Source organism: Arenimonas soli (assembly GCF_014643775.1).
In the GTDB taxonomy this organism is placed as follows: Bacteria; Pseudomonadota; Gammaproteobacteria; order Xanthomonadales; family Xanthomonadaceae; genus Arenimonas; species Arenimonas soli.
This window is the reverse complement of sequence record NZ_BMKC01000001.1, coordinates 528,928-548,316: the sequence shown is the minus strand read 5'-3', so window position 1 is coordinate 548,316 and position 19,389 is coordinate 528,928. Positions and strand designations below refer to the sequence as shown.

General features: G+C 71.0%; 19 protein-coding genes. 5 read left to right on the top strand and 14 right to left on the bottom strand.

Annotation, left to right across the window (positions count from 1 at the left end; all coding sequences use genetic code 11):
* Positions 1 to 46 precede the first annotated feature (46 nt).
* The 6 genes from modB to IEX13_RS02525 all read right to left on the bottom strand — a co-directional run bounded on the left by modB (position 47) and on the right by IEX13_RS02525 (position 6,299).
* Complete coding sequence (gene modB, locus IEX13_RS02550; protein WP_188660921.1) at positions 47 to 736, bottom strand: molybdate ABC transporter permease subunit; 690 nt, start codon at positions 734 to 736, stop codon at positions 47 to 49.
* On the bottom strand, positions 736 to 1,497 hold the full coding sequence (gene modA, locus IEX13_RS02545) for a molybdate ABC transporter substrate-binding protein (RefSeq protein ID WP_188660918.1): 762 nt from the start codon (positions 1,495 to 1,497) through the stop codon (positions 736 to 738). The genes modB and modA overlap by 1 nt, the downstream gene beginning before the upstream one ends.
* A gap of 10 nt (positions 1,498 to 1,507) precedes the next feature.
* Complete coding sequence (locus tag IEX13_RS02540; RefSeq protein WP_188660915.1) at positions 1,508 to 2,266, bottom strand: LytR/AlgR family response regulator transcription factor; 759 nt, start codon at positions 2,264 to 2,266, stop codon at positions 1,508 to 1,510.
* Positions 2,263 to 3,519, bottom strand: coding sequence for a sensor histidine kinase (locus IEX13_RS02535; RefSeq protein WP_188660913.1), 1,257 nt, complete (start codon positions 3,517 to 3,519; stop codon positions 2,263 to 2,265). The genes IEX13_RS02540 and IEX13_RS02535 overlap by 4 nt, the downstream gene beginning before the upstream one ends.
* A 23-nt stretch (positions 3,520 to 3,542) precedes the next feature.
* A complete protein-coding gene (locus IEX13_RS02530; protein WP_188660910.1) occupies positions 3,543 to 4,919 on the bottom strand; it encodes a serine hydrolase domain-containing protein in 1,377 nt (458 codons plus the stop codon).
* A gap of 111 nt (positions 4,920 to 5,030) precedes the next feature.
* On the bottom strand, positions 5,031 to 6,299 hold the full coding sequence (locus IEX13_RS02525) for a formimidoylglutamate deiminase (RefSeq protein WP_188660907.1): 1,269 nt from the start codon (positions 6,297 to 6,299) through the stop codon (positions 5,031 to 5,033).
* 48 nt (positions 6,300 to 6,347) lie between these two features.
* On the opposite strand from IEX13_RS02525, the gene IEX13_RS02520 reads away from it, so the two are divergent.
* Both IEX13_RS02520 and hutI read left to right on the top strand, forming a co-directional pair.
* On the top strand, positions 6,348 to 7,508 hold the full coding sequence (locus tag IEX13_RS02520) for a CaiB/BaiF CoA transferase family protein (protein ID WP_188660904.1): 1,161 nt from the start codon (positions 6,348 to 6,350) through the stop codon (positions 7,506 to 7,508).
* Positions 7,505 to 8,737 carry an imidazolonepropionase gene (gene hutI / locus IEX13_RS02515; RefSeq protein WP_229668426.1) on the top strand — a complete coding sequence of 411 codons (1,233 nt, stop codon included), beginning with the start codon at positions 7,505 to 7,507 and terminating at the stop codon, positions 8,735 to 8,737. The genes IEX13_RS02520 and hutI overlap by 4 nt, the downstream gene beginning before the upstream one ends.
* A 78-nt stretch (positions 8,738 to 8,815) precedes the next feature.
* Here hutI and IEX13_RS02510 read toward each other — a convergent pair whose 3' ends face one another.
* The gene (locus tag IEX13_RS02510) at positions 8,816 to 8,989 is read right to left on the bottom strand and encodes a 30S ribosomal protein THX (RefSeq protein WP_188660901.1); all 174 of its coding nucleotides are present in this window, start codon (positions 8,987 to 8,989) and stop codon (positions 8,816 to 8,818) included.
* A gap of 80 nt (positions 8,990 to 9,069) precedes the next feature.
* Entirely contained in the window at positions 9,070 to 9,516 is a 447-nt protein-coding gene (locus tag IEX13_RS02505) for a MerC domain-containing protein (RefSeq protein ID WP_188660898.1), read from the bottom strand.
* 74 nt (positions 9,517 to 9,590) lie between these two features.
* On the opposite strand from IEX13_RS02505, the gene IEX13_RS02500 reads away from it, so the two are divergent.
* Positions 9,591 to 11,690, top strand: coding sequence for a TonB-dependent receptor (locus tag IEX13_RS02500; protein WP_188660896.1), 2,100 nt, complete (start codon positions 9,591 to 9,593; stop codon positions 11,688 to 11,690).
* Between the two features lie 27 nt (positions 11,691 to 11,717).
* On the opposite strand, the gene IEX13_RS02495 is transcribed toward IEX13_RS02500, so the two are convergent.
* The 3 genes from IEX13_RS02495 to gltX form a co-directional block, all read right to left on the bottom strand.
* Complete coding sequence (locus IEX13_RS02495; RefSeq protein ID WP_229668485.1) at positions 11,718 to 12,989, bottom strand: succinylglutamate desuccinylase/aspartoacylase family protein; 1,272 nt, start codon at positions 12,987 to 12,989, stop codon at positions 11,718 to 11,720.
* Positions 12,974 to 13,468, bottom strand: a complete 495-nt coding sequence (locus tag IEX13_RS02490; protein WP_188660891.1) for a transcriptional repressor — start codon at positions 13,466 to 13,468, stop codon at positions 12,974 to 12,976. Before IEX13_RS02490 ends, IEX13_RS02495 begins: the two co-directional genes overlap by 16 nt.
* Positions 13,469 to 13,532: 64 nt before the next feature.
* Positions 13,533 to 14,933, bottom strand: a complete 1,401-nt coding sequence (gltX, locus tag IEX13_RS02485; RefSeq protein WP_188660888.1) for a glutamate--tRNA ligase — start codon at positions 14,931 to 14,933, stop codon at positions 13,533 to 13,535.
* 104 nt (positions 14,934 to 15,037) lie between these two features.
* Between gltX and IEX13_RS02480 the strand changes: the two genes are divergently transcribed.
* Both IEX13_RS02480 and lpxH read left to right on the top strand, forming a co-directional pair.
* Entirely contained in the window at positions 15,038 to 15,673 is a 636-nt protein-coding gene (locus IEX13_RS02480; protein ID WP_188660885.1) for a peptidylprolyl isomerase, read from the top strand.
* Entirely contained in the window at positions 15,670 to 16,398 is a 729-nt protein-coding gene (lpxH, locus tag IEX13_RS02475; RefSeq protein WP_188660882.1) for a UDP-2,3-diacylglucosamine diphosphatase, read from the top strand. The genes IEX13_RS02480 and lpxH overlap by 4 nt, the downstream gene beginning before the upstream one ends.
* 9 nt (positions 16,399 to 16,407) lie before the next feature.
* Here lpxH and IEX13_RS02470 read toward each other — a convergent pair whose 3' ends face one another.
* From IEX13_RS02470 to purF, 3 genes are read right to left on the bottom strand one after another with little or no spacing between them, the layout of a single operon-like run.
* Positions 16,408 to 17,121: a hypothetical protein gene (locus IEX13_RS02470; RefSeq protein ID WP_188660879.1), complete on the bottom strand. Its 714-nt coding sequence runs from the start codon at positions 17,119 to 17,121 to the stop codon at positions 16,408 to 16,410.
* Positions 17,122 to 17,125: 4 nt separating this feature from the next.
* Positions 17,126 to 17,926 (bottom strand): ferritin-like domain-containing protein, encoded by an 801-nt coding sequence (locus IEX13_RS02465; RefSeq protein WP_188660876.1) that lies wholly within the window; start codon positions 17,924 to 17,926, stop codon positions 17,126 to 17,128.
* Complete coding sequence (purF, locus tag IEX13_RS02460) at positions 17,919 to 19,388, bottom strand: amidophosphoribosyltransferase (RefSeq protein ID WP_188660874.1); 1,470 nt, start codon at positions 19,386 to 19,388, stop codon at positions 17,919 to 17,921. Before purF ends, IEX13_RS02465 begins: the two co-directional genes overlap by 8 nt.
* Position 19,389 lies beyond the last annotated feature (1 nt).

Below are 19,389 nucleotides of genomic sequence, written 5' to 3'. Positions count from 1 at the left end.
CCCAGGACAAGGCCCTGATTATAAGCCGCCCGACCCGCCGGCCCGCCTATTCGCTGGCACGGCGGACCCGCGAGCGCCGCGCCAGCCATTCCGAGGCCAGCAGCGCGCCCAGGGCGAGCAACAGCGACACGATCGCCAGCCGGGTGATGCCGGCCTCGCCGCCGGGCTGCTGCATCAGCTGGTGCATGGCCAGCGACAGGGTGCGGGTCTCGCCGGGAATGCTGGACACGAAGGTGATGGTGGCACCGAACTCGCCCAGCGACTTGGCGAAGGCCAGCGCCGCGCCGGCGGCAAGCCCGGGCAGCGCCAGCGGCAGATCCACCTGCGCAAACGTGGCCCAGCGGCGCGCGCCCAGGCTGGCCGCCATTTCTTCGTATTCGCGCGGAATCGCCTCGAACGACAGCCGGATCGCGCGCACGAACAGGGGGAAGGCCATGACCGCCGCCGCCAGCACCGCGCCGGTCCAGCGAAAGGCCAGCTCGATGCCGAAGGTTTCGCCCAGCCAGTGGCCGACCGCGCCCTGGTTTCCAAAGGCCACCAGCAGCACGTAGCCCGTCAGCACCGGCGGCAGCAGCAGCGGCAGGTGCACCAGCGCGTCGAACAGCGACTTGCCGGGAAACCGGAAACGCGCCAGCACCCAGGCCACCGCGACCGCCGGCACCAGCGAGCCCAGCACGGCCAGCAGCGCCACGCGCAGGCTGAGCAGCACGACCTCGATTTCGGCGGGCTGGAGCATCAGGGCACCATGAATCCACGCGCACGCAGGGCGTCGCGCATTTCGTCGCCCCGCAGGAAGGCCAGGAAGCCGGCGCTGCGCGCGGCCGGCGCCATGCCGGCGCGCGCCACCGGATAGCGCACGGCATCGTGCGAACCGGCCGGCAGGCGTGCCACCACCACCACCCGCGGTTCGACCCGCGCGTCGGTGGCGTAAACGATGCCCAGCGGTGCTTCGCCGCGTGCCACGAAAGACAGCGCGGCGCGCACGCTGTCGGTTTCCGCCCGCCGGCCATGCAGGGCCTGCCACAGGCCCAGCGTGCGCAGCGACTGCCGGGCGTAACGACCCGCGGGCACGCTGCCGGTGTCGGCCAGTACGAGCCGGCCGCGGGGGCCCAGTGCCGCCAGCAGTGCTGCCGGCTCCAAGGCCACGGCGGCTGGCCGGTCGCGCGGTGCCACCAGCACCAGTGCATTGCCGGCCAGGTCGAAGCGGCTGGCCGGGTCCACCAGGCCACGTGCCTGCAGGTAGTCCATCCAGGCGGCGTCGGCCGACACGAACACATCCACCGGCGCGCCGCGTTCAAGCTGTCGCGCCAGCGCCGCGCTGCCGGCATAGGACACGCGCACCCGCTGGCCGCTGCGCGCCTGCCAGGCCGCGCCGGCGTCGTCCATGGCTTCCTGCAGGCTGGCGGCGGCAAACACCAGCAGTTCGTCGCCGGCCCGGCCGGACGCCAGGCCCGGGGCCGGCAGCGCCAGGAGAATCAGCAGCCACCAGGATTTCATGCCCCGCAGCCTACATGCCGCGGAAGCGATGCAGGAAGGCGGCGCTGACCGGCAGGGTTTCGCCGCGCCCGCGCAGGCTGATCCGGGCCTTGCCCAGCTCGTCCTTGCGCAGGCGGTCGATGGCGGCCACGCGCACGACCACGCCGCGGTGCACCTGCCAGAACTCGTCCGGGTCCAGGCCGGCCAGCAGGTCCTTGAGCGGCGTGCGGATGACCGCTTCGTCGTCGCCGGTCACCACCCGCACGTATTTGTCCTGGGCCTGGAAATACAGCACCTCGTCGATGCCGATCATGCGCACGTTGTCGCCGATGCTGGCGCTGATCCAGCGGAACTGGCGCTCGCCGCGCGGGCGCAGCCGCGATTCGAGCTCTTCGATGCGCGCGTGCAGGCCGTCGTCGCCGCTGGCCAGCTGTTCCTTCAGTCGTTCGATGGCCAGCGCCAGCCGCGCCGGCGCCACCGGCTTGAGCAGGTAATCCACCGCCCCGGCCTCGAAGGCGCGCAGGGCGTAGTCGTCGTAGGCGGTGGTGAAGACCACGCGCGCGCCGGCGGCCACCGCCGCCCGGGCCACGTCCAGGCCGCTAACGCCGGGCATGCGGATATCGAGGAAAGCGACCTGCGGGCGGTGTTCGGCCACCGCGTCGAGCGCGGCCAGGCCGTCTTCGCAGGCCGCCAGTACCTCGAGTTCAGGCCACGCGTCTTCCAGCATCTCCAGCAGGGCGGCACGCTGCGGCGCCTCGTCTTCGGCCACGATGGCGGTGACGCGGCTCACGGGCGCGCCTGCGCGACCGCGCCAGCGTCGTCGGCGAGCGGCACGGTGATTTCAGCCACGGCGCCGCGGCCGCCGGCCAGGCCGCGAAGGCTGAAGGTCGCCTCGCCGCCGAACCGGGTGGCCAGCTGTTCGCGCACGTTGGCAAGGCCGACGCCGCTGCCCAGGCCCGGCTGCAGGCCGACGCCGTCGTCGACCACGCTCAGCACCAGGCGGTCGCCGCGCAGGCTGGCGCGCACCTCGACCCGGCCCGGGCCGGGCTGGGGTTCGATGCCGTGCTTGATGGCGTTCTCGACCAGGGTGATCAGCAGCAGCGGCGGGAATGGCCGCTGGCGCAGCGCGGGTTCCGCCACGACGGCATAGGCCAGGCGACCGCCCATGCGCAGGCGCATCAGCTCCAGGTAGCTCGCGCAGATGTCGAGCTGCTGCCCCAGCGTCGAGTGCAGCAGGCTGTCGCCATCGCGCAGCTTGGGAATGGTGGCGCGCAGGTGTGCCACCAGCGCGTCGAGCGTGGCCTCGGCCTGGGCCGGGTCCTGGCGCACCAGGGCGCGCACCGAGGCCAGGGTGTTGAACAGGAAGTGCGGCTCCACCTGTGCCTGCAGCAGGCCCAGCCGCAGGTCGGACTGCTGCTTCTGCGCGCGCAGGGCGGCCAGCTGCCGGCCACGCTGGTCGGTGGCCCAGCGCCGGCGTTCGCTGAAGTAGGCACGCAGCGCCAGGCCGCCGCCGAACACGCCGTAGATCACCGCCAGCACGACCAGGTTGACCACCAGGGCCGGGGTCTTGAAGGCCGGGTCTATTTCCGGGTTCTTGCTGGTCGCCGCGCCCGCTTCGACCAGGGCCTGGCGCACCTCGCCTTCAACATACGTGGACGCCCACTGGTCGGCGAAAAAACTCGCCACCATGCCCACCAGCACCGCCAGCACCACGAACACCCGCTCGCGTCGCACCGGCCAGCCCCGGTGGCGCGCGAACGTCGCCAGGGCGGGACCGGTGGTGGCCATCAGGAAAAACGCCACGAACATGTGCACGCCGGCCAGCGCGCCGATGCCCCAGTCGCGCACGGTCACCGCCGTGCCGAAACACACCACCAGGGAAAAGGCCGCGATGACGATCCCGAACAGCAGGCTGCGGCCGCGCAGCCACGGCCCGCTGAACACCGGGTAGCGGTGGTAGCGGCTCCAGACCGTGTTGCCGCCCACCAGCACGTCGGCGGGCAGCGGTCGGGCCAGGCTGTAGGTTTCGGCGGATTCGTTCATGGCTGGCGCAGCATATCGGCCGCTCAGGGGGTTTTGCCACGCGCACCGATGCGCTGCGCCGGCATGGCGCCGCCGCCCTGGACCCAGACGAAGGACTGGCTGCCGTCCGGCTGCCTGACCGGCTTAAGCAGCGCGTCGAAGGCCAGCGGATAAAAATCGCCGGCGCTGTCGTGGCCCAGCTCGAAGGCCGGCTGGCCCTGGGCCTGGACTTCCAGCGCCCCGCCCTTGCGCCGCAGCGTCAGCTTCATCGCGCCCTGCAGCTGGTAGTCGCCGACCAGCGCATCCATCAGCGCCTCCGGCGCCGGCGTGGCCACCCGCGGCTGGCCCAGCGGCACTTTCGGGTCGAGCAGGTGAAGGCCAATGCTGCCCAGCCCGCCCAGCGAATGCAGGGCCGTGTCGGACAGCACCACGACGCCGCGGCCGGCTTCGCGGTCGAAGGCCACCAGCGAAGAAAAACCGCCGGTGCCGCCTTCGTGCACGTGCACCGGGCGGCCGTTGAGCGGCGCGATGATCCAGTTCATGGCCATGCTTGGCTGGCCATCGGTCCACACCGGCTGCTGCGAAAGTTCCAGCGCCGGCACCAGTGCTTCGGGCGCGTCCCCCAGCTGGCCCTGCACGTAGGCCACCATGTCGTCGAGCGTCGCGCGCACGCCACCCACGCCGGCCAGGCCGGGCTTGAAGGTCCAGGCCGGCACCGGCTGGGTGTTGGGCGCATGGCCGCGCGCGGCGGTGACGCCCTCGGGACGCCGGTCGACGTATGCGCCTTGCATGCCCAGCGGCGTGAACAGGCGCTGGTCGAGCAGCGCCTCGAAGTCCTGGCCGGTGCGGCGCGCCAGCGCGTCTGAAAGCAGCATCAGCGCGAAGTTGGAATATTCGAAGGCCGTGCCCGGCGCCCGCGGCAGCTGCACCCGGCCCAAGGCCGCGTGCAGCATTTTCGCGTTCATGCCGGCGTAGGGATTGGCCGGATCGGCGATGGCCACGCCCGGCGGCAGCGCCGGCAGGCCGCTGGTGTGGGTGACGACGTGGCGCAGCAGGATCGGCTGCCCTTCGAAGTCCGGCAGCTTGGTGCCTTCGGGCAGCCAGGCGGCCAGCGGGTCGTCGAGCGAGCCGCCGCCCGCCAGGATCTCCTGGGCCAGCACCGCCGCGACCATGGTCTTGCTGACCGAGCCGATTTCAAATGCGGTGCCGGCGCCAACGCGCGGCTCGCCTTCGGCGCTTGCGCAGCCGTACGCGCGCGAAACGCCCGCGGCCTCCACCACGGCCACGGCCAGGCAGGCACCGGTGCGGTCGCCTTCCAGCCGCTGCTTCAGCGCCGCGGCAACGCCGGCATCATCCAGGGCGAAGGCCGGGCCGGACAGGCCAACGGCGAACAGGGAAACAAGCAGGGTCTTGGGACGCATGGTGGGGCACCTCGGGCTGGGGACGCTGCCACCATGCCCCGGCCCGAGGCCACGGGCGGCGGCGTGCGACGAAGCCGGCCCTGCCGCCGACGAAACCCGGGCTGGCGGGAATCAGTCGGCCAGCAGGCGCGCGAGCGTGGTGCGGTAGCGCGCCGCGACGGCATCGTGGTCGCGGTGCCGGCCATCGGCGACGACCCGCTGCCCGTCGACATGGGTTTCCCGCACCAGCGGGCGGTTGCCCGCGAAGACGTAGCGGTCGAGCACGTCGGCCGCGCGCGCACCCGCCAGCGCCGGCAGGCCGCCGTCGAGCAGCACGTGGTCGGCCGCCGCCACCCCGCCCTGCCCGCAGGCGCGCAGGCCACCGGCCAGGGCCTGGGTGTAGAGCAGCGTGCCGGTGCTGGGCTGGCCTCCGGACACGGCGATGTTGCGCCGGCGCGTGGCCAGGCGCTGGCCGTATTCAAGCCAGCGCAGTTCCTCCACCGCAGACACCGACACGTGCGAATCCGAACCCACGCCCCAGTGGCCGCCGGCCGAAAGGAACTCGCGCAGCGGGAACAGGCCGTCGCCCAGGTTGGCTTCGGTGGTCGGGCAGATGGCCACGGTGGCGCCGCTGGCGACGATGCCCTGTACTTCCGCGGGCACCAGGTGCGTGGCGTGCACCAGGGTCCAGTCGGGCCCGACCGGCGCATTGTCGAGCAGCCATTGCACCGGACGCGCGCCGCGCAGCGACTCGCATTCCTGGACTTCGCCGATCTGTTCGGCGATGTGGATGTGCACCGGCAGCGACTGGCCTTCGACCGCCGCCAGCAGCGCCGCCATCGCGTCGGCCGGCACGGCCCGCAGGCTGTGCAGGGCCACGCCGACCTCCACCGTCGGCCCGCGCAGGGCCTGCAGCGACTGCAGCAGGGCCAGGTAGGCGTCGAGCGAATGGCCGAAGCGGCGCTGGCGTTCACCCAGGACCCGGCCGTCGAAGCCGCCACGCATGTACAGCACGGGCAGCATCGTCAGCCGGATGCCGGTGTCGCGCGCGGCGGCGACCAGCGACTTCGACATGGCCGCCGGGTCGTCGTAGGGACGACCGTCGGGCTGGTGGTGCAGGTAGTGGAATTCGCAGACGGTGGTGAAGCCGGCTTCCAGCATTTCCGCGTAAAGCTGGCAGGCCACGGCGTACTGGCTGTCGGGATCGAGCCGCGCCGCGAAGTGGTACATCAGCTCGCGCCAGGTCCAGAAGCTGTCTTCGGGCTTGCTCTGGCGTTCGGCCAGCCCGGCCATCGCACGCTGGAAGGCGTGCGAATGCAGGTTGGGCAGTCCGGGGATGCGCCAGTGCCCGTCCGGGCTCGCGACGGGGACGACGGCGGTGGCATCGGCGGGCGTGGTCATGGCCAAAGTTTCGCATGCAGCCGGCGCGGGCGCATACAATGCCTCGCCATGGGCGCCCTCTCCGGCATCACCGTGCTTGAACTCTCCCGCGTGCTGGCCGGCCCCTGGTGCGGCATGACGCTGGCCGACCTGGGCGCAGACGTCATCAAGCTCGAATCCTTCGAAGGCGACGACACCCGCGGCCTGGGCCCGCCCTTCCTGGACGGCATGTCGGCCTACTTCGCCTGCTGCAACCGCAACAAGCGTTCGCTGGCCATCGACCTGCGCGCACCGGCGGCGCGACCCCTGCTTGAAGCCCTGGTGCGCAGCGCCGATGTCATGGTCGAAAACTACCGCACCGGCGGCGCCGAATCCCTGGGCGTCGGCTACGAGGCCATGGCGTCGATCAACCCGCGCCTGGTGTACTGCTCGATCTCCGGCTACGGGCGCGACGGCCCGGGCGCGATGCGGCCCGGCTACGACTACGTGGTGCAGGCCGAGGCCGGGCTGATGTCGATCACCGGCCCGGCCGACGGCGAGGCCAGCAAGGTCGGCGTGGCCGTGGCCGACCTGGCCACCGGCCAGAACGCCGCCACCGCCATCCTGGCGGCGCTGCTGCAGCGCCAGCGCGACGGCCGCGGCCAGCGCATCGACGTGTCCCTGTTCGACACCCAGCTTTCACTGCTGGCCAACGTCGCCGGCAATGCGCTGTTCACCGGCGTGGATGCGCCGCGCTTCGGCAATGCCCATCCCAGCATCGTGCCCTACCAGGCCTTCGCCGCCAGCGACCAGTCCTTCGTGCTGGCGGTGGCCAGCGAGAAACTGTGGGCCCAGCTTTGCCGCGCGCTCGGGCAGCCCGGCTGGCTGGAAGACGAACGCTGGCGCAACAACGCCGCGCGGGTCCGTCACCGCGACTCCATCTGCCAGGTGCTGGCCGACCTGTTCAAGGCCAAACCCGCGGCGCACTGGCTGGCCCTGTTCGAGCGCGCGGGCATTCCCGCGGCTCCCATCAACAGCGTCTGCCAGGCGCTGGAACACCCCGTGGCCCACGCCCGCGGCATGCGCTACGAACTGGGCGGCATCCCCATGGTGGGCAGCCCGATCCGCCTTTCCGGCTCGCCGACGCGACGCGAACTGCCGCCGCCGCGCCTGGGCGAACACAGCGACCTGATCGTGCGCGCGGCCGGTTTCGAGCCCGATGAGCTGCGCGCCGCTGGAGCGATCCGGTGATTGGCCGCCTCGCCCCGCCCTGGGACAGGCTGCTGCTCGACGCGCGCCTGGCGACGCTGCGCGACGACCTGGGCGCCTACGGCGTCATCGAATCGGCGGCGCTGGCCTGGAAGGATGGCCTGGTCGCCTTCGCCGGCCCGGCCAGCGAACTGCCCGGCGAAGCCGCCGCGCTGGCCGCACGCGTGGAATCGGCCGAAGGCCGCTGGATCACCCCGGGCCTGGTCGACTGCCACACCCACCTGGTGTTCGCCGGCGACCGCGCCCAGGAGTTCGAACGCCGCCTGCAGGGCGCCAGCTACGAGCAGATCGCCCGCGAAGGCGGCGGCATCCTTTCCAGCGTGCGCGCCACCCGCGCCGCCGGCGAGGACGCCCTGCTTGCGGCATCGTTGCCGCGGGCACGCTCGCTGTGCGCCGACGGCGTGACCACCGTCGAGATCAAGTCCGGCTACGGCCTGGACTTCGACAACGAACGCAAGATGCTGCGGGTCGCGCGCCGCATCGGGGAAGAGCTCGGCATCACCGTACGCACGAGCTACCTCGCCGCGCACGCCCTGCCCGCCGAGTTCGCCGGCCGCGCCGACGACTACATCACCGGGGTGGTCGATTGGCTGCCGCGCCTGCACGCGGAAGGCCTGGTGGACGCCGTGGACGCCTTCTGCGAAGGCATCGGCTTCACGCCCGCGCAAACCCGGCGGGTGTTCGAGGCGGCCCGCGCGCTGGGCCTGCCGGTGAAGCTGCACGCCGACCAGCTAAGCGACCTCGGCGGCGCCGCGCTGACGGCCGAATTCGGCGGCCTGTCCGCGGACCACATCGAATGGACCAACGACGAGGCCGTGCGCGCGATGGCGGCCGCGGGCACGGTGGCCGTGCTGCTGCCCGGCGCCTTCCACGTGCTGCGGGAAACGAAGCTGCCGCCGCTCGATTCACTGCGCGCGCATGCGGTGCCGATGGCGGTGGCCACCGACCTCAATCCCGGCACCGCGCCGCTGCAGTCGCTGCGCCTGGCGATGAGCCTGGCCTGCACGCATTTCCGCCTGACCCCCGAGGAAAGCCTGCGCGGCGCCACCGTGCACGCCGCCCGCGCCCTGGGCCTGCACGACCGCGGCCGCCTCGTGCCCGGCCAGCGCGCCGACTTCGTGCAGTGGCGCGTCGGCCACCCGGCCGAACTGGCCTACTGGCTCGGAGGCGACCTCGTGCACTCCGTCCACGTCGCCGGCCGCCGCCTGTAAAAACGGGGCCAGGGAACGAAAAAACCCCGCCGGGGCGGGGTTTTCAGCGATGGGGCCGGGGCCCCACGTGTCGCATGCTTACTTGGCAGCTGCCTTCTTGGCCGCGGCCTTCTTCGCCGGAGCCTTGGCCGGGGCCTTCACCGAAGCGGCGGCCTTGCCGGCGGTCGGCTTGCTGACGGTCTGCGCGCGGGCATTGCCGTGGCTACCGGCGAAACGCTTGCCCTTGGCGGTCTTCTTGTCGCCCCTACCCATGGTGTTTCCTTGAAAGTGTGTGTACGTGGGGCGCGTAGCCTAACACCGCGCGAGGCGGTCACCAAGGCGCGCCGGCGGGATCAGTGGCTGTGGCCGTAGGAAAGCCGCAGGTTGACCAGGTGGGCGATGGCGATAAGCACGCCACCAGTGGCCATCGCGGCCGCGTGCGGCAGCACCGAATCGTGCAGCGGCGGATACAGCAGGGCCAGCCAGACCAGGGCCAGGCCCGGTGCCACCATCAGCCAGGCATGGTAGGCGCGGTGGCCGCGGTAGCCCAGGTAAAGACTGACCACGGCCAGCACGGTGGCCAAGCTGGTAAAGGCCCATTCGACGCCATGCCAGGCCACCAGGCCCAGGCCCAGCGCCGGCAGCAGCGCCAACGCCACTGGCACGAGCAGGCAATGCAAGGCGCAAACGAAGGCACCAAAGGCCCCCAGGCGATCAGCCCAGGCGGGCAGGTGCAGGCGGCGGCGGACCACCGGTGCGGCGAGGGATTCGGGGGTTGCGCTGGGGGGCGTTGCAGGCATGGGCGGATGGTATAACATTTCGGATTGGAACAGTATAACATTCCCTAAATCACAACCCGGAGCCTGATCCGCCCATGTCCCGACTGCCCCGCTTCGCACCGCTTGCCCTGGCGCTTGCCGCCGCCCTGCCCGCCCTGGCCCTGGCCCAGGACGCCGCCCCGGACCCCGAGCACGCCCACGAAGTCGCAAAGACCCTGGATGTCGTCGAAGTCACCGCGTCGCCGCTGCGCCAGGGCATCGAGGACCTGGCGCGCCCGGTGGACGTGCTGACCGGCCAGGAACTCGACGCCCGCAAGTCCGGCACCCTGGGCGAAACCCTCGAGCGCCAGGCCGGCGTGCAGTCGGCCAGCTTCGGCGTCGGCGTCGGCCGGCCGGTGATCCGGGGCCTGGAAGGCGCGCGCGTGCAGGTACTGGCCAACGGTGGCAGCGCCCTGGACGTCTCGACGGTCAGCGCCGACCACGCCATCGGCATCGAACCCTTCCTGGCCGACCAGATCGAAGTGCTAAAGGGTCCGGCCAGCCTGCTCTACGGCAGCGGCGCCATCGGCGGCGCGGTCAACGTGGTCGATGGCCGCGTACCCACGGCCCAGGTCGGCCGGGCAATGGCGGGCCGCGCCGAGCTGCGCCACTCCAGCGTGGACGATGGCACCGTGGGCATGGCCCGCGTGGACGCCGACGCCGGCGCGCTGACCCTGCATGCCGATATCTTCCGCCGCGACAGCGGCGACGTCCGCATACCCGGCTACGCGTTTTCACCGGGCCTGATCGCCGAAGAAATCGAAGAAGGCGAAGACCCGGATCATTTCGCCCGTGGCCGCCTGCCCAACAGCGCGCTGACCACCGAAGGCGGCGCCCTGGGTGGCAGCTGGTTCGGTGAACGCGCCTGGTTCGGCGTGGCCGCCAGCACCTACCGAAGCGAGTACGGCATCCCGCCGGGCGCGCATGCGCACGAAGAAGAAGAACACGACGAGGACCATGACGAAGACCACGACGAGCACGACGAAGAAGAAGAAGTCGTCCGGCTCGACCTGCGCCAGGACCGCTTCGAGGCCCGCGGCGGCGTCCGCGACGTCGGCGCCTTCGCCGAACTGAACTGGCGCGTGCAGCGCAGCCTCTACGAGCACACCGAACTCGAGGGCGACGAAGTCGGCACGGTCTTCAGCAACACCGGCACGGAAGCACGCTTCGAGGCCGTGCAGCGCGAGATCAACGGCTGGCGCGGCGCGTTCGGCCTGCAAATGTCCCACCGCGACTTCGAGGCCATCGGCGAAGAGGCCTTCGTACCGCCGTCGATCACCCGCGACCTGGGCGTGTTCGCGCTGCAGGAAAAGGACTTTGGCCAGTTCAAGCTGGAACTGGGCGCACGCCACGAACGCGTCAGCGTTTCGCCCCAGTCCGGCGCGGACGCCGATCGCAACGCGACCAGCCTTGCGCTCGGCGGCCTGTGGCGGTTTTCCGAAGCAGCCCACCTGAGCCTTAACCTCAATCGCGCCGAACGCGCGCCGTCGGCCGAAGAACTGTTCTCCGACGGCGCCCATGTGGCGACGCAGTCCTACGAGCTGGGCGACGCCTCGCTCGACGCCGAGGTGGCGCTGGGCGCCGAACTTGGCCTGCACCTGCACCACGGCCGCTTCGACGGCAAGGTGGCGGTGTACCGCACGGCGTTCGACGACTTCATCTACCTCGCCGACACCGGCCTGGAGCAGGACGGGTTGCCGCTGCGCGCCTGGACCCAGGCCGACGCCACGTTCTCCGGCTGGGAAGCGGAGCTGGACGTCGAACTGGCCGACAACGCCAGCGGCCTGTGGAGCCTGCGCCTGTTCGCCGATTCCGTGGATGCCAGGCTCGACGGCGGCAGCCGCCTGCCGCGCATCGCCCCGGGCCGCGCCGGCGCCGACCTCGTCTGGAGCCGGGGCGGCTGGCGCGCGCGCCTGGGCGCGGTGCGCGTACAGCGCCAGGACGAGGTTGCGCAGTTCGAAACGGCGACCGACGGTTACACCCTGGTCGACGCCGGCGTTGCCTATCACTGGGACACCGCACTGGCCGGCTGGGAAGCCTTCGTCGAAGGACGCAACCTGGGCGACCGGGAGGCCCGCGCCCACACGTCCTACCTGAAGGACTTCGCTCCCCTGCCTGGCCGCAACGTGATGGCCGGCATCCGCGTGAACTTCTGATCCGCGCCGACCGAGCCGGCGGGCAGGCTATTCGTAGTCTTCGCCGGCCGTCGGGTCGGGCGCGTCCGGGCGTTCTTCCGGGTCGGGGTCGTCTTCGACCACCGTGTCGGGGTCGGCGGCTTCCTGCACCGCCTGCTGTTCGCTGGTCTCGGTGCCCAGGTGGAAGGCCGCGTAACCCGGCAGCACCGCCTGGTTGAGCGCCATGCCGATCACCCGGCCGGCGACCGGCGCCAGGATGTAGCGCTCGACGTTGGCCACCGGGTCGATCACCCGGCCCAGGCGCTGGCCCGACTGCACGCGCTGGCCCAGCGTGACTTCGCTGATCAGCAGGCCGCCGGAGTTGGCGCGCACCCAGCGCGAATCGAGGAAGATCGGCGCCGGGTCTGGGCGCCTGGCGATCACTTCGGGATCGAGCGGCATGCCGGCACCTTCGGCCGCGGCCGGGTCTTCGCGCATGCTGGTCTGCACCATCAGCCGTTCGATGGCGGCGACGGCCTGGGCGATTTCCTCGGGCTCAAGGCGGGCCGGCGCGCCGGCTTCGAAGGTAACGGCCGGCACCCCCACCGCCGTCGCAGCGACGCGCAGCATGCCCTTGTTGCCCGGGCTGTGCAGCACGACGGTGTTTCCGAAGTGGCGGCTGAACTCCAGCACCTCCGGCCGGGTCAGGTCGGCGCGCACCTGCGGCAGGTTGCTGCGTTCGAACGAGCCGGTGTGGAAGTCCACCAGCATGTCGCAGTGGCTGACGATGTCCTGGAAGAACGCGTTGGCGATGCGCGAGGCGATCGAGCCGCTGCGCGAGCCGGGGAAATAGCGGTTCAGGTCGCGACGGTCCGGCAGGTAGCGGGTGCCGCGCGAATACCCGTGCACGTTGACGATGGGAACGCCGATCACCGTGCCCGACAGCCGGGTCGGGTCGATGCCGTGGGAAAGGCGGCGCACGATCTCGACGCCGTTGATCTCGTCGCCGTGCACGCCCGCCACCAGGCACAGCACCGGCCCCGACAGGGCGCCGCGCGTCACCACCACCGGGCTGGGGATTTCCGCGGCGCTGATGCCGCCGCCCGGGCGCCATTCGAGCTGCATGCGCGTGCCGGGCACGACCAGCCGGTCGAGGATGGCCAGCGGCGTCACCAGGTCGGACGGCGGCGCCAGGAAGTCCTCGGGCAGGGCCAGGCCGATCGGCGGCGGCGGACTGTCGTCGCCACCCGGCGGTTGAACCGGGAAATCCTGCGCCCAGGGCGTTCCCGCCGCGAGCAGCAGGGCCAGGCCGGCGGTGGCGCGCTTCACGCCGCGGCGCATCGGGCGCACAGGCCGTGCACCTCCAGGGTTTGCGCGCGCGGGGCGAAACCCAGCGCACGCGCCTGTTCGTCGAGCAGGCCGCAGATGCGTTCGTCCTCGAGCTCGGTCGCCGACTGGCAGTTGTCGCAAATCAGGAACGGCACCGAGTGGCGCAGGTTGGGGTGATGGCAGCCGATGAAGGCGTTGACCGAGGCCAGGCGGTGGATGAAACCCTGCTCGAGCAGGAAGTCGAGCGCGCGATAGACGGTGGGCGGCGCGCTGGAGCCGTTTTCTTCCTTCATCGCGTCCAGCAGGTCGTAGGCCTTCACGGGCTTGCCGGCGTCGGCGATCAGGCCCAGCACCTGCGCCCGCAGGGGCGTCAGGCGCAGGCCGCGATCGGCGCAGGCCTGTTCCACCGCCCGCACGTAGGCACCGGCGTCGTGGACGTGGTGGTCCGGGTCGGTGCAGTCGTGGACGGCGTGGCTTCGGCTGCGGGGCATGGGTCTAGGTTGGGGCCTGCAAGGCGCGAAATCAACGCTTCCCGGCCCCTTGGTGGGAGGCGCTTCAGGCAGGGAGTTTTTCCAGCGCGGCGTCGATGCGCGCCAGGGCCTCGGCCTGCCCGGCCAGGAACACCGTGTGGTCGATCGACGGGCTGACCTGGGTGCCGGTGATGGCCACGCGCAGCGGCTGGGCGATCTTGCCCAGGCCCACGCCCAGGGCATCGGCGGTGGCGCGCAGGGCGGCATCCACGCCGGCCGGGCTCCAGTCTTCGACCGCCGCCAGGCGCGTGCGCACTTCCGACAGCGGCGCGCGCGCGGCCGCCGTGAAGTGCTTGGCCACCGCGGCCTCGTCGTAGGCCTTGAGCGGGCAATACCAGACGTGGGCGCGTTCGGCCATTTCCTTCAGGGTCTGCACGCGGTCGCGAAGCGCCACCACCACGTCGGCCGGTTTCGGCCCCTTCGACAGGTCGTAGCCATGGGCGACGAGCTGCGGTTCGAAGTGCCTGGCGACGTCCGCCGGGTCGTCGGTCTTGAGGTAATGCTGGTTCAGCCAGCCCAGCTTGGCCGGGTCCAGGCGCGAGGCCTTCTGGTTCACGTCCTCGATGGCGAACAGGGCCTTGAGCTCGTCGCGGCTGAATATCTCCTGGTCGCCGTGCGACCAGCCCAGCCGCGCCAGGTAATTGACCAGCGCGTGCGGCAGGTAGCCTTCATCCCTGTACGACATGACGTTGGCCGCGCCCGAGCGCTTGGACAGCTTGGCGCCCTCGGGGTCGAGGATCATCGGCATGTGCGCGAAGTGCGGCACGGTCGCGCCCAGGGCCTTGTAGATGTTCACCTGGCGTGGCGTGTTGTTGACGTGGTCGTCGCCGCGGATGACGTCGGTGATGCCCATGTCCAGGTCGTCCACCACCACCGCGAAGTTGTAGGTGGCGTAACCGTCGGAGCGGAAGATCACCAGGTCGTCGAGTTCGTCGTTGCTCCACTCGATGCGGCCCTTGATCTTGTCCTCGAACACCACGCTGCCGCCGATCGGGTTCTTGAACCGGATGACCCGGTTCGGATCGTCGCGTTTGGGCTCGTTGCGGTCGCGGTAGTAGCCGTTGTAGCGGGGCTTGAGGTTGGCGGCCATCGCCGCCTCGCGCATGGCCTCGAGCTCTTCCTTGGTTTCGTAGGCGTAATAGGCGGTGCCGTCGGCGACCATCTTTTCCGCGACCTCGCGGTAGCGGTCCAGGCGCGCGGTCTGGAAGACCGGGCCTTCGTCGTAGTCCAGGCCCAGCCAGTCCATGGCTTCCAGGATGGCGTCGATGGCGGCCTGGGTGCTGCGCTCGCGGTCGGTGTCTTCCACGCGCAGGATGAACTGGCCGCCGCGGCGACGCGCCTCCAGGTAGCAGTACAGCGCCGTGCGGGCGCCGCCGATGTGCAGGAAACCGGTCGGGCTGGGGGCGAAGCGGGTGCGGCAGGTCATCGTGGGGGCCGGGTCGGGACGGTGGGCCGCGCATTTTACGGCAAAAGCCCGGCCGGGCCGGCCGGCTGCGCTACCATGGCGCCGTTCCCCCGCGATCCGACCCGATGTCCCTGCGCCTTGCCCTGATTTCCCTGCTGCTGCCGCTGGCCGCCTTTGCCTCGCCCACCCTGCCGCCGGCCGTGCCGGAACCGGCCACGGAAGCGACGCCGGCGCCGCCGGCCCCGCGCGTGCTGCTGGTGACCACCCTGGGCGAAATCACCCTTGAACTGGACGCCGCCGCGGCGCCGCGAACGGTGGAAAACTTCCTGGCCTACGCCCGCGACGGCCACTACAACGGCACCATCTTCCACCGCGTGGTGCCGGGGCTGCTGGTGCAGGCCGGCGGCTTCACGCCCGACCTGCAGGCCAAGCCCGCGCGCGCGCCGGTGCCCAACGAAGCCGGCAATGGCCTGTCCAACCAGCGCGGCACCATCGCCGCCGCCCGCGACCGCGGCGTCTCGGACTCGGCCACCACGCAGTTCTTCATCAACCTCGCCGACAACCCCGCCTTCGACCGCAAGGACGACGCCGGCCCTTATACCTCCGGGTACGCGGTGTTCGGCCGCGTGGTGCAGGGCATGGACGTGATCGAGCGCATCGCGGCCATGCCGACCGGATCGCAGGGCCCGTTCAATGGCTGGGTGCCGACCACGCCGGTGGTGATCGAACGCGTGCAGATGCTGGAGCCGTCCGAGCCGTGAGTCTGCTTTTTGTTTCCGACCTGCACCTCGACGTCGCGCGCCCGGCCACCACCCGGGCCTTCCTGGACCTTCTCGAAGGCGATGCACGCCGGGCCGAAGCCCTGTACATCCTGGGCGACCTGTTCGAAGCCTGGGTCGGCGACGACGACCCGGGCGAGCCGGGCGCCAGCGTGTGCGCCGCGCTCAAGGCATTGTCCGAAAGCGGCGTGCCGGTCTTCCTGATGCGCGGCAACCGCGACTTCCTCTACGGCCAGCGCATGGCCGAACGCTGCGGCGCCACCCTGCTGCCCGACCCCTGCGTGGTCGACCTGCACGGTCTTCCCACGCTGCTGATGCACGGCGACCTGCTGTGCCTCGACGACACCGCCTACCAGGCCTTCCGCCGGCAAGTGCGCGACCCGGCCTGGCAGCAAGGCTTCCTGGCCCAGCCGCTGGCCGCGCGCCAGGCCTTCGCCGCGCAGGCGCGCGCCGCCAGCCGCGAACACCAGCAGGGCGCCTCGGAATCGATCATGGACGTCACGCCCGCCGCGGTGGCTGAAACCATGGCCCGCCATGGCGTCAGCCGGTTGATCCACGGCCATACCCACCGGCCGGCGATGCATACGCTGTACGTGGATGAACGGCCCGCCCTTCGCGTGGTCCTGGGCGACTGGTACGACCAAGGCTCGATGCTTTGGCTCGACCCGGACGGCCTGCGCCTGGAAACCCTACCCGTCGCGGACTGAAACCCCGGCTCAACCGCCGCGGTAGAGTTCGGACCGGTAACCGCCGACCTCGAACTCGAAGGTTGGCACCAGCACGTCGTTGCGCGGCAGCTCGATGCGCACGCGTTCGGCTTCCGACATGGCCTTCAGGAAACCCGGCTCGTCCTTGATGAACAGGGCGGGGCCGGTGCCGGTGTCGGCCGGCTCGCCGGCGAATTCGCGGACCGGGCCGTCGTCGAAACGGATCTTGAGCCGGCAGGGCGGGCCGCAGCGCAAGTTGGACATCTGCAGCACCAGGTAGGCGCTTTCGCCCCACTCCGGATGCCGGCGCAGCACCAGCCGGGCCTCCGGGCGCGGCGCGGGGCCGCCTTCTTCCATCGAGTGCCGGGGCACCTTGCTGTAGATGGCGGCCGAGTGCTGGGTGCCGCCGTCGACGGCCACGGACTGGTAGTCCCACAGGCCAAGCAACCGGCGGCGTTCCCGCATGGCGTCGGCCTGCTCCACCACTTCGTCGAAGCTTTCGCGCATGGTCGCCGCGGCCTGGGTCTCGCGGTGCGACTGGTCGAGCTGGTTGCCGTGCATCTCGGCGATTTCATGGTCGCCGTCGGCGCGCGCGGCTTCGTACAGCGCCAGCAACTTCGCGCCGGCCGCCTCGTCGGTGGCCGGATCCACCGGCTCGGGCTGGCAGGCCGCCAGCAGCAGGAACACCAGCATGGCCAGCAGTCGGGTCGGCAAACTCTTCATCGTCCTACTCCATGGTTTCCAGGCTGCGGATCTCGTCTTCCTCGAAGCCGGCGGCCAGGCGGGCCGGCCGGTTGAACGGCCCGCGCATGCCGCCGCGCACCGTTTCGCGCACCAGCCGGATGAACTCGCGGCCAGGCGACAGGCCCGCGCGTTCGCAGTGCCAGTGGTACCAGCGGGTGCCCGCGGCCACGTGGGCCACTTCTTCGGCCAGTATCACTTCCAGGATGGCCGCCGAGGCCGGGTCGCCGTTCGAGCGCAGGCGCGCGATCATGCCCGGCGTCACGTCCAGGCCGCGGGCCTCGAGCACGCGCGGCACCAGGGCCATGCGCCTGAGGCCGCTGTCGGCGGTTTTTTCGGCCATTTCCCACAGGCCGTTGTGGGCGTCGAAGTCGCCATAGGCGAAGCCCAGTTCGCCCAGCCGCGCCGACAGCATGGCGAAGTGGCGCGCCTCGTCGTCGGCAACGCCCACCCAGTCCTGGTAATACGCCTGCGGCATGCCGCGGAACCGGTATACCGCGTCCCAGGCCAGGTTGATGGCGTTGAATTCGATGTGGGCGATGGCGTGCAGGAAGGCCGCCCGTCCCTCGACGCTGCCCAGGCCACGCTGCGGCACCTCGCGCGGCAGCACCAGCCGCGGCCGCTCCGGCCGGCCGGGTGCGCCGATCACCGCGGGCGCCGGTGCATCATCGGGCACCGCCAACTCCCCCGCCCGGAACGCCGCCGCCGCCGCATGCGTCAGCCGCAGCTTTTCGACCGGGTCGGACGCGGCGATGCACGATGCCGCGGCCTGGAGGAGATCAGGCACCCCGGCGCTTCCGCTTGGCGTCGTCGGAGCGCAGTTGCTGCAGGCGCTCGAAATAACCCGGTTCGACGCCGGTGACGTATTCGCCGCTGAAGCAGGAGCTGTCGAAGCGGCGGCCGGGGAACTTCGGGCCGGCGACGGCGGCCTCGAGATCGGCCAGGTCCTGGTAGATGAGCCAGTCGCAGCCCAGCAGTTTTTCGATCTCGGCTTCGCTGCGGCCGTTGGCCACCAGTTCGTCCACCGACGGCATGTCGATGCCGTAGATGTTCGGGTGCCGCACCGGCGGCGCCGCCGAGGCCAGGTAGACCTTGCGCGCGCCGGCGTCGCGCGCCATCTGCACGATCTGCTGGCTGGTCGTGCCGCGCACGATCGAGTCGTCGACCAGCAGCACCACGCGGTCCTTGAACTCCAGCGGGATCGGATTGAGCTTGCGGCGCACCGACTTCTTGCGCTCGCCCTGCCCCGGCATGATGAAGGTGCGGCCGACGTAGCGGTTCTTGATGAAACCTTCGCGGTATTTCACGCCCAGCACGTTGGCCAGCTCCAGCGCGGCGTCGCGCGATGTGTCCGGGATGGGAATGACGGTGTCGATGTCGTGGTCAGGGCGCAGGCGCAGGATCTTCTGGCCCAGGGTCACGCCCATGCGCATGCGCGCCTTGTGCACCGAGATGTTCTCGATCATCGAATCCGGGCGCGCGAAATACACGTACTCGAAGATGCACGGCGCCTGCGGCTGTTCCTGCACCACGGCCTCGGCGTAAAGCTGGCCTTCGGGGGTGATCACCACCACCTCGCCCGGCAGCAGGTCGCGTTCGCGGCGGAAGCCCAGGATGTCCAGGGCCACCGACTCGGACGCGACGGCGTATTCATCGCGGCCGTTGATCTCGCGCTTGCCCAGCACCAGCGGACGGATGCCGTGCGGATCGCGAAAGGCGACCAGGCCCAGGCCCAGCACCATCGCCACCGCGGCGTAACCGCCCTTGCAGCGCCGGTGCACGCTGGCCACGGCCGTGGCCGCCGCCTTGGCGTCCAGCCGGCCCAGCACCTGCAGTTCGTGCGCGAACACGTTCAGCAGCACCTCGGAATCGGACTCGGTGTTGATGTTGCGCTTGTCCTGTTCGAACACCATCTGGCGCAGGGCGTCGGTGTTGATCAGGTTGCCGTTGTGCGCCAGCGCGATGCCGTAGGGCGAGTTGACGTAGAACGGCTGCGCTTCGTCGGTGCCCTCCGAACCCGCCGTCGGGTAGCGGCAGTGGCCGATGCCGACCGCGCCGGCCAGCAGCGCCATCGCGCGTTCGTCGAAAACGTCCTTCACCAGGCCGTTGCCCTTGTGCACGCGCAGGCGATGGCCGTCCATCGTGGCGATGCCGGCCGCGTCCTGGCCGCGGTGCTGGAGCACCATCAGGCCGTCGTACAGGGCCGCCGCGACGTCGCTCGCGCCGGCGATTCCGATGATGCCGCACATG

Excerpts from the sequence above, each read along its gene's own strand:
- modB (WP_188660921.1), bottom strand. The coding sequence starts at position 736 with ATGCTCCAGCCCGCCGAAATCGAGGTCGTGCTGCTCAGCCTGCGCGTG.
- modA (WP_188660918.1), bottom strand. The coding sequence starts at position 1,497 with ATGAAATCCTGGTGGCTGCTGATTCTCCTGGCGCTGCCGGCCCCGGGC.
- IEX13_RS02535 (WP_188660913.1), bottom strand. The coding sequence starts at position 3,519 with ATGAACGAATCCGCCGAAACCTACAGCCTGGCCCGACCGCTGCCCGCC.
- IEX13_RS02530 (WP_188660910.1), bottom strand. The coding sequence starts at position 4,919 with ATGCGTCCCAAGACCCTGCTTGTTTCCCTGTTCGCCGTTGGCCTGTCC.
- IEX13_RS02525 (WP_188660907.1), bottom strand. The coding sequence starts at position 6,299 with ATGACCACGCCCGCCGATGCCACCGCCGTCGTCCCCGTCGCGAGCCCG.
- IEX13_RS02520 (WP_188660904.1), top strand. The coding sequence starts at position 6,348 with ATGGGCGCCCTCTCCGGCATCACCGTGCTTGAACTCTCCCGCGTGCTG.
- IEX13_RS02510 (WP_188660901.1), bottom strand. The coding sequence starts at position 8,989 with ATGGGTAGGGGCGACAAGAAGACCGCCAAGGGCAAGCGTTTCGCCGGT.
- IEX13_RS02505 (WP_188660898.1), bottom strand. The coding sequence starts at position 9,516 with ATGCCTGCAACGCCCCCCAGCGCAACCCCCGAATCCCTCGCCGCACCG.
- IEX13_RS02500 (WP_188660896.1), top strand. The coding sequence starts at position 9,591 with ATGTCCCGACTGCCCCGCTTCGCACCGCTTGCCCTGGCGCTTGCCGCC.
- IEX13_RS02495 (WP_229668485.1), bottom strand. The coding sequence starts at position 12,989 with ATGCGCCGCGGCGTGAAGCGCGCCACCGCCGGCCTGGCCCTGCTGCTC.
- IEX13_RS02490 (WP_188660891.1), bottom strand. The coding sequence starts at position 13,468 with ATGCCCCGCAGCCGAAGCCACGCCGTCCACGACTGCACCGACCCGGAC.
- gltX (WP_188660888.1), bottom strand. The coding sequence starts at position 14,933 with ATGACCTGCCGCACCCGCTTCGCCCCCAGCCCGACCGGTTTCCTGCAC.
- IEX13_RS02480 (WP_188660885.1), top strand. The coding sequence starts at position 15,038 with ATGTCCCTGCGCCTTGCCCTGATTTCCCTGCTGCTGCCGCTGGCCGCC.
- IEX13_RS02470 (WP_188660879.1), bottom strand. The coding sequence starts at position 17,121 with ATGAAGAGTTTGCCGACCCGACTGCTGGCCATGCTGGTGTTCCTGCTG.
- purF (WP_188660874.1), bottom strand. The coding sequence starts at position 19,388 with ATGTGCGGCATCATCGGAATCGCCGGCGCGAGCGACGTCGCGGCGGCC.